Source organism: Pseudoalteromonas sp. 20-MNA-CIBAN-0454 (genome assembly GCF_040308685.1).
Classification (GTDB): Bacteria; Pseudomonadota; Gammaproteobacteria; order Enterobacterales; family Alteromonadaceae; genus Pseudoalteromonas; species Pseudoalteromonas nigrifaciens.
Map to the genome: position 1 here is coordinate 1 of NZ_JBEOOB010000077.1, position 1,976 is coordinate 1,976.

1 protein-coding gene is annotated in these 1,976 nt (G+C 44.5%); it reads right to left on the reverse strand.

Translation table 11 applies throughout. The features are described 5' to 3' along the window. Positions 1-71 precede the first annotated feature (71 nt). Positions 72-1,427 (reverse strand): group II intron reverse transcriptase/maturase, encoded by a 1,356-nt coding sequence (gene ltrA / locus AAEZ22_RS17940; RefSeq protein ID WP_352298307.1) that lies wholly within the window; start codon positions 1,425-1,427, stop codon positions 72-74. Between the last annotated feature and the right edge of the window lie 549 nt (positions 1,428-1,976).

Genomic DNA, 1,976 nt, shown 5'->3' on the forward strand with positions numbered 1-1,976 from the left:
TAATCGGGTAGCCGGAGGTCTCTAACCTCCAGCCCCCACACCACCCATCATGCGGGTCCGCAATGGGCGGTTCATCTCCCGTAATGAATATTGATCCAAATATTTTTCAATGACACTAAACCTTGTGATGCTAAATAGTCATTACCTAGCGCAATGTTAATTCCTTTTGTTTTTGAGCTTCTACAAGGGCCTTTACTGGTGATACCACAGGCTATGGCGAGTCGCTCGCTAACACCCAATTTCATTAAACTGCGTACTTTGGTGCGAGGTTTACGCCATTGCCGCCAGTAGCACATTCTTATCCTACGACGGATCCAATGATCTAAATCCACTGTTAGTTGATAAGCGTTGGCTATTAGGTAGTAGTGTCCCCAGCCGCGTAAATACTGCGTGAGTTTATGAATTTGTAGGGTCATTGAGATCCCCCAGTTGCGGTTAGTGAGTTCTCTTACATTTGCTTTAAATTTCTTTAGCGCCTGTTCGTGGATCTGCACTTGAGCGTAACGGAAGGTAAACCCGAGAAATTTCGAGCCTGATACGGGACCGACTCGACTTTTCGATTCATTCACTTTGAGTTTTAATCGCTGAGTGATAAACGCAGTAATTTCCCGTTGGATTATGAGTCCTTCGCTTTTCGTTTTTACTAAAATGATTATGTCATCAGCGTAACGTGCAAACTTAAGGTGTTTGTAGGTTAGCTTCTTATCTAATTCATCGAGTAAAATATTGGAAAGTAAAGGGGATAATGGCCCACCTTGAGGGACTCCTTTGGTTGACTCAAACCACAGACCCGTTTCGCGCTCTGCGATCCCCGCTCGGAGGTATTTACCAAGTAGGCGCATGAGTGCTTTGTCTTTGACTTTACGACCAACACGATTCATCAGCATGTCATGGTTTACTTCATCAAAGAACTTAGACAAGTCAATATCAACTGCTGTTTTATAACCTTGTTTAACACAAGATTGAACATGATTTACTGCTTGGCTGGCTCTTTTATGAGGGCGATAACCATAACTATGTGGTGAAAATAGAGGCTCAAAGTAAGGGCTAATCACTTGAGCAATAGCTTGTTGGATCACTCTGTCGATAACAGAAGGGATCCCAAGCATTCGCTCACCGCCATCGGGTTTGGGTATCATCACGCGTTTGACTGGCAAGGGTTGATAAGTGCCGCTAAGTAATTGTTGTTTAATACCCAGCCAATGTAACTTAGCGAAGTGATTAAATTCCTCAATACTCATATTATCAATACCCGCAGCCCCTTTATTGCGCTTAACATGTTGCCATGCTGCACCAATATTGTGGTTGCTCAGTACCCTTGCCATCAGGTCACGATCTGTTTGGTTGTATTCATTCGAGGTATTATTCACAGTCGAACGCTGTTCATCACTATCACAACACGGTGATCTATGTGAATTCAAGTTCATTTGTAGTATCTCCTCTGGTTAAGATGTTCAGGCCTTCACCGTGTCCCCTCCATTACGATGGGCGTTTGGCTACTATGCCGTCTGCTGACTTCTGATAAATCACTCTAGCGATTACTCGATAAAGCGCGTCGAAACTAACGCTTGTTTACTGCTATTTCGCTCGCTGTAGGTCGCAGCAACCAAAGCGCCAAGGGTTGAACAACCAGTCCCTAACTGGTAATCTCCAAGCGTTAGCGCGGATGCGTGTTTATCAGATCTCCCCGAATAAGGTGCATCGACTTTCTCTGCACAACTGCATCATTTACGGTGGCCGTTAGATCACATGACTTCGCTATCTTGTGCTAGCTCGTCTCCAGCCTACGCCTCATATGATGTTTTTGTTCATCAGCTCACAGATTTGCTAGCGGCTTCCTCTAGACTATCTCTCGCGATTTAGCCCTTGCCATTCGCTAGTAGTTATCGTTTAATAACAGTGTGTTATTTAAACGGTGATCTTCCTACAGAGGACTTTCACCTCATAAGTCAATGCCCATGTCGGGCGTACACAAG